Here is an 8072-nt window from a genome sequence, read left to right on the forward strand (position 1 = left end):
AACCCAGTTCGACAACGCCTTCCGTCACCGTCAGGGTGCCGTCCCACTGGGTGTCTCCTTCATTCGTGCCGGACAGCACAAGTGAACCGGCTCCGCTCTTGGTCATGACTCCGCTGCCGGACAATGCTCCCGACAAGGTTACGGTCTCAGCATTCGACAAGGTTGTTCCGGTTGCACCGGTTCCTGCCAGGACAAGGTCATGGGCAGAGGACCAGCCTTCCGCCGAAGCCAGCGTTCCGTTCCCCAGCGTGACAGTGCCATCCGTCCCGGCAAAACCGCCTGCACCAAGGTTCAGGGTACCACCGGTGAGTTCGAAGACGGAACTGCCCGAAAGAGCTATTCCTGAAGCATCCACGCGCCCGCCCGAAATCCTCAAAGTCCCGACGGTACCTTCCCCTCCCAGGGTCAGGGTGCCGGATACGGATATGTTGGCGCTATGATCCGCATGATCCGTCGTCACGGCTGTTTCCGCCGCACCAAAAATCGTCAGATTATTCGCAGCAAGCGTACCGTCGACGGTCACGATACGATCGGTAACTCCGGTAATGCCATACGAGGATATTTTAATCGTTCCCGACAAGGCGCTGATGGTGCCCGATACGGAGTCCGCTTCGAACAGAGCCCGCAACAACAGATTCCCATCATCCGTCTTGGACAAGGTGCCGGCTATACCGGCAAGAGGAGAAGAAACAATCACCTCTCCCCCTGACACGGCATTGGACAATTCGAGAGATGCGCCGGAAGCAATGGATACCGTTCCGCCGAAGAGGGCCTTGTTGACAAGGTTCGTCAACCGGACAGCACCCGTCGAAGTTGCCGATCCGATTTCGAGATCGCAGCTATTCAGCAAGTCTCCATTGGACTGGGACACGAACTGGAAGCCATTCCATTCAGTGTCACTGGTCCGGGTATTATCAATTGTCAACGTTGTACCAGCCGCCGGAAGAAGCTTGATGGAAGAAAGATCCTGATAGATTCCCGGCGGAAGATCATTGCCGATCCGATTACTCAGGACAATACTGGCCGTCGTCTCCAACGAGCCTCCCAAAAAGTCGATCATGCCCGTTCCCAACGCATCGCTCGTCGAAACCGACACGATCCCTCCGAACAGGCGGGAACCACCGGCGTAGGTGTTGCGGACACTGGGATCAATAGTCAGGAGACCAGCGCCGCTCTTGCTTAAGAAGACATCATCGCCTCCGATTCCTCCATTGTTGTTACTGATGAAGGTAAAGTTGTTTGCGTCTCCGCTTTCGTTGGCAACCGTAACCGACGAAGGAAGGACTGTCCCGTCAATATCAACCGTACGGATTCCCTGATAGGTATTGTTGCCGATGAAGCAAACTTCCTGTCCATCGGGACCACGGTCGGCAGGGGAGCCGCCTTCACCCAGTATCCATTCGTGATGATCCGGACTGAAACCGCTCCAGGTATCGCCCTCCGTACCGTTCCATGTCCAGGCGATCACGTTAGAAACACTAATGAGAAGGACATGATCGACAATCGAGAGCATGTAAGCCTTGTTCGGATCCATGGCATAGTGCCATGAAAAGTCGGAGGAGGAGAGAGTATTGTCTCCGGCAAACAGCTTGTAGGTACCCGCCGCCAGATTTTCGTAGCCATCGAGCACAAGAGTCTTCGCTGAATTAGGCGTATAGGTACCGCTCAGGGAAATAAACGGATCATCCCCCTCCTCGCGGCCATCCATTTTCAACGTAATCACCGCGCCGTTCGCCATTGACAGGTTCCCGGCGGAAAGAACCGATGAATTGCCGCTTACCGTAATGTTGTGCAACGTTAACTGGCCTGCTCCCGTATAGGCAAGTGTACCGCCCGAAATAACCGTATCTCCCTGATACGTAATCGCACCGGTCAGGTTCACCGTGCCGGCGCCTGTTTTCACAACTCCGGCCGTCCCCGACAAAGCATTATTAATCGTGCCGCTCTTCAGCTGCATCGCCTGGGCAAGGTTGATCCCGGATCCGCTCAACGTACCGCCGTCCAGAGTAATCACTCCGGCATAGGCGGAGCCTCCATTCAGCGTTGCCGTTCCGATCGCTTGCACGTCATTGGCAATAGCCAATGCATCCATCTCCAGCGTACCGCCGGAAAGTTCAACGGTACTTTCGCCAAAAGCCTTGAGATGTCCGGCCTTCAGGGTTCCTCCCGAAACGGACGTCTTGCCGGAATAGGTATTCTCGCCGCTCAGCGTAACGGTCGAGCTACCGTCACCGATCTTGGCAACCCCGCCCGTACCGGAAAGAACATTGGCTATCGAACCACTCTTCAACTGAGCCGTCTTGCCTTCCGCCAGATTGACGGCATCACCCGTCAGCGTACCTCCGTCAAGCGTCAACACTCCCGCATAGGCGGAGCCTCCGTTCAATACGGCCGTACCCGATACCGTCACTCCGTTGGCTGCCGCTTTGCCGTCCAGATCCAGCGTTCCGCCGGCAAGGACTACCGTACCCGTGCCGAAACCGGACACATGGCCCGCCTTCAAAGTTCCGTCGGAAACCGTCGTCGTGCCCGCATAAGTACTGGCACCCGACATGGTCAGCGTCCCGGCTCCGGTCTTGACGAAATTACCCGAGGAAATGATCTCAGACAGGGTCACTGCATTGCCGTTGGTATCCAGCGTCAATTCCTTGTCGGCGGCGATATCCAGCAAACCGGAGATATCCTTGTCATTGCCCGTGCCGTCCCACATCAGCGTCCCCTTCGACGAAGCCGCATCCGTACCGCCTATCGTGATTTTCGACGCGGCCTCCATCACATCAAACGCCGTCGATGAGAACAACAGCGTACCGCCATTGCTCAACATGACGCTGCCTTTGCCGACGGATGAAGCGCCCTGCGCCTTCAGGACGGAGCCCGTTCCCTGGACGGTGATGCCGCCCGTACTGTCGGAGGCTCCCGTCACGGCGAGCGTCCCTCCCGTCAAGAGCAGGGAACCCGCTCCGGACAAGGACGCGATACTCTCGTCCGAAGCCAGCGCTACCGACAAGATTCTCCCGGACGTTACCACATGCACCGTCGAAGAACCGAGAGAGACAACCGACGTCGTCCCCGCCCCGCCCTTCACGTTCATCGTGTCGAAACCCGAGAATTTCGCCTGAAGAGCCGATACATTGTCCAGATTCAGGACTTTGTCGCCCGTCACGGTACCCGTCCCCGCCGATCCGCCATAAATCGTTCCCGTGTAATCATAGAAGCGGTCTCCTGCTGCAACGCCCGAAATCGTCACGTTCGTACCGGCACCGATCGTGCCGTTCCCGTAGTTCCCGCCATAAATCGCGTTGTTGTTCTTAACCAGCAGATCCTTGCCGATCAAAACATGCGTCGACCCACCGACGCCCCGGTCGTGCTCGGCGCTGCCGCCCACAATCAGCCGGGCCGCATTCATGTCGATCGTGCCACCCTCCAGATTCAACGTCGTATTGCCGGTCACTCCTCCGGCCCAGCCGCCGCCGGCCAGATCGGCACCGACTCCCGTCAAAGGAACTCCGGATCCATCCAATTCACCTACCAAAGTACCGCTCTTGAACGTTACGGTCGAATCTCCGGACACAACACCATACAACCCGGCACCGAAAATACGCATCACCTGGTTGGTCGCATCCACGGCATCCAGATCAGTTCCAGCACCATAGGCTTCGCCGAACACGACATTCGTATTACCGGTAACCCCCACATCCGTCGACCCCGAGGCAAGCTGGCTGCCGCCGACAATGATCAACCGCTTGTCCGTACTGCCGGATACCGAAACCGACGTATTGCCGCCCACGGATATCAAATTGCCCCCGCCAAAAATACGGTTGGAAGAACTGATGCCCGTCACCACAATATTCGTATTGCCGGCTACCGTCGCTCCGGCCCCGGAACCGCCCCCGTAAATCACGTTGCTGAACGTGCCCGACTTGATCGTAACATTCGTATTGCCGCCAACCGAAACCGTCCCGTTACCGCCGGACTTGTGTCCGCCGCCGATAACAAGATTGTTGTACGTTCCTCCGTCGATCGTCACATGGGTATCACCCAGCACATTGACTTGAGCATTAGCACTGCCGCCTCCCGAAATCAGGCCGCCGCCTGCAATCACCCCGGAAAACGTCACATCAGCCGGTGCAGTGACCGATATATTACCATCTCCATTAATGGTGAGATTGGGACTTCCCCCGCCTTCTGCTCCGATATGCGAACCGCCGTAAATATTCTTGGCAAAGATTCCCGATTGGCCGGCCTCCAAATCCACGGTAATGTACGTACTTCCGCCATGAATCAGAGCAGACGCAGTGTTTTTCATCGTTGAACCGCCAAACACGTTACCCGCGGTCGTTTGCACATTGGCAATCGTAATATGAGTATCCCCGGTAAAGTTGACACTGACATTGTCCGGAGAGTAGCCGCCCCCGTAAACATTGCCATTCATATGGGAAAGATACCCTCCGGAACCATTTAAAATCTGGGCATTCTCTCCAATGTAAATATAGGAACTCCCCGTCATACTGGCTCCAAACGCCGGTCCCATGCCCATGACGAGATTGGCCGTCGTATCACCAATCAACTGGACATGAGTATCCCCTACAAACGGTCTGTTTTCACCGGTGCCCCAACTGTTGACATTGGCTCCGACAATCATTTGAAAAGCTCCGCCACGAACATCCATCCACACGTTTTTCGTAATCGTCACAGTCTTGTCCGTTGCTCCGGAGCCATCGGACAACCTGCCGCCGGCCAGGATGAGATTGTTTCCCGTCGCATCTGTAATCACCACTGCCGCCGATGCGGATCCCGTCGAATCCGTATAAAAATATTTGGCATCGGTTTGCCCGGAAAGGCTGAAAGAAGCCGTCAGCGATTCCGGCACAGCATATCCGGGAGGATTCTGGCTTCCCCAGCTTTGATCATACCAGGTTATGGTTTGATAGCCGTCCGCTTCGAGCGCTGTCGTATTCAGAGAAACTTGAATCGTATTATCGTTCAGAGTGAGGGTTGTATAGGAATCGGCCGCCACGCTCTCTCCATTATTCAACAATCCCAACGAAGCTCCGTTCTTGTAAAGATCGGCTGTTGTCAACCCGCCGCCGAGAACATAATCCCCGGCTTCCAATCGATCTCCCACAGCCAGTTTGACTGATGAAAAGTGGGCCTGGAACTGATCGGCTGTCCCCAACAGGGAAACCGGTTCCTTTGATAAGGTAAGAATAAGAGAATTATCAGTCGATCCGCCCGTTGCCGTAATAAAATCATAGGCCTTGGTAAAATAACCGTTGCGCCAATCCAGCGTCGCTCCATTCAATGTCATGGAGCCGGAAGACAAAAACGATGTTGCGGCAGCGATGAGAGTCGACGACCCGTCGGCTGTAATATTCCCGGCTACCTTCCCATTGACAATATTAAGAGAGCCTCCTTTTAATTCCGTTCCTCCTTCATGGGCTGCAAGATTATTCAGGACAAGCGTTCCGCCCCCTGTCTTGATCAGTTTACCGGCACCGTCCAATCCGTGATTCAACGTAATCGTATACCCATTGGTATCGAATGTCGTACCTGCGGTACTCATCATATGCAATGTGACATTGCCGGAACCGGAGACTTGAGAACTGCTGGCAGTTTCCCAATCGGCAGAGGCTTTGACCGTTCCCTGCCCCAGATTCACGGCAGATGCGGCAAAATCAATGTCGCCTTTCTTAAAGCCCGCTTCAATTCCGTATAATCCACCCTCTCCGATCGTCAAAACGCCAGAACCGGCCCATCCATTCTCAGAATCGCCCAAATTCACGACATTGCTTTTGCCCCCGTTATCCATGTTCCCCGTCAGCATACGGTTTCTCCCAACCTTGAGACCATTAACGGTCAATTCTCCGGCAGTCAGGGTGATGATGGAATATCCATCGTTGGACATGGTCAGATTTTTATCGGAAACAACAGTTCCTCCCGAAATGTTCAGGTTGAAATGGGAATTCCCCAACGAGTAGTTGGTTAACTGGATCTGCTCCAAAAAGTGGACATATCCCCCCTGGACAACCTCAAGTGTTCCCACAGCCCCGGAACCGTTGGTTTCCATGGTATTCGTCGTCAGTTTTCCACTCACGGTCAGCGTCGTAAATAGAGAAGTCTTTCCATTGACGGTAATACCCAGAGAATCGGCTCCGCCACTAATGGTAGATGCGGTCGTTCTAAACGTTAAATCACTGTCAAACAATAATCCGGTACCGTCTCCAAAATGACTGGTCACTCCCGTCCATGTTTTGCCGCCGGGTACGGAAAGAGTCCCCGTTCCGGCGAGCGTAAATTCACAATTATCGGCAACATTGAATACTGACAAACTAATATCACCGGGAATCACCAGCTTGCCTCCGCTTACCGTCAATCCGGTGATTGAAGCGGTACTGGATGCCGACAGAGTCAAGGATTGATCGGCAGCATTAGCCGTCAACCCCGAACAGGCATTCTCCCCGATTGTCAGAGCAAATCCATTAACGCCATAGGTCCCGGAGGCTCCCAAATTCAGCTTGCCATCGCCTGTCTGCAAAAGACCCGCCTGCGCCGAATCCGTCAGCGTAACCTCTTTATCGTCGCCGAAAATAATAGCCCCTTCGAAAGTCAGATCCTTCAAGCTATAGGACGTACCGAGTATATTGTAATAAATAGTACCCCAGCCTCCAAAAGCGTTGTTGAAATTTTCCAGAGTTAAATTCCCCCCCAATGTCAGAGCAGCTCCCTGCTGAACCGTAATAACCTTTTCATTCTCCAGGACAAGCGTCCCGCTATCCAGTGTCAAGTTGCCCTGCATCAGAATAATGCCGTCCGCATGAACCTGCCCATTCCCCAACGACAAAGTGTAACTGCTATTCTCCGTAGCGGAGGAATACAGGACCGCCGCTTCCCGTGTCCCGCTCCAGGCATTTGTCCCCGGATCCGTCGCATTACTGCCCCATACATTCCCATTCCAGTTGCCGTCGGCCTCCACAAGGCGATATCTATACGTTCCCTGGTATGAATCAACCACCTGGAGTCCCGCCATTGTTCCTCGGGCCGAACCGCTTAAAACGTTGCCGATCTTGATCGTTCCTCCAATAACACCTTCCACAACCAGCGTATTCGTTCCGGGAGTCAAAGCCCCTTGACTGGCAGCCCGGTTCCCCCACGGCGTATTTCCCTCTACCGTATTCGTACCGTCGGATGTCCAATCCGTCCCATTGACATTCATCGCCGTAAACGTTCCTCCGTCGCCGGACATAATGATGTAAACCGTCGAAGAAATATAGGGCACTCCTGCGATCGTCACCGTATAGGCGGTCGTAGAATTGGTATCGATGTAATTGGAAAGAAGCTTGTCGGTTTCAGTCTCTTTGACTCCGGCAGTCCACGTTGAAATGGCCCTGGTCGAAGCAATCCGCAGGCCACTCAGGGCTGCACCGGAGTTATCCTTCGTCACATTATACCATTGATTAGCAACTGATGGCGTAATATTATTCCAATTATCGGCCTGAACGGTAAAGTCGGAACCGACAACTCCAATTTCTTCAGTTCCGCTAATGGGATTACCATTCACGGAAACAAAATTGACACTAAAACCGGTTGCCGTATCAGCAGAAACATGGGAATAGCAAGCCATAACGGCCGTTGCCAAAAGGAGGGGTAATCTGAGTTTCATCGTAGAAGAATTTGGATATTGTCTTCTAATAACAGTTTGGCAATCCGTTATAAGTATCAATAAGTCATTTATTGCAAATAGATAATAATACAATAAGAAGCAGAATAAAGATTTATTGTAGAAACCTAAATTGAGGCTATTTCCTGCGAGAAATTTGACCTTGATAACGGATTGCCAAACCGCCATATCTCCTTGTCTTGCAAAAGGATGGATTATTAAATTCCTCTACCTCCACATAGAAAGAGCCCGCCTCTCCCTTTCGGGAAAGACGGACTCCTGTTTTCTTTGTCTTCCGACTTCCTATCAGAAGTTGTACCGGTAACCCAGCGAGCCGCTCGCCCAGGTCGCTCCGCTGCGGAGTTCCGTGTTCGCCTCCGCAAAGATTGTGCCGTTCACTCCTACGGGAACGCTC

At 53.5% G+C, this 8072-nt stretch carries 1 protein-coding gene; it reads right to left on the reverse strand.

The genetic code is table 11. The features are described from left to right. Positions 1 to 7660: autotransporter-associated beta strand repeat-containing protein (locus QET40_RS00075; protein ID WP_280125131.1), on the reverse strand; the 7660-nt coding region annotated here is incomplete at its 3' end. Positions 7661 to 8072: the final 412 nt, after the last annotated feature.

Source organism: Akkermansia sp. N21169 (assembly GCF_029854675.1).
In the GTDB taxonomy this organism is placed as follows: Bacteria; Verrucomicrobiota; Verrucomicrobiia; order Verrucomicrobiales; family Akkermansiaceae; genus Akkermansia.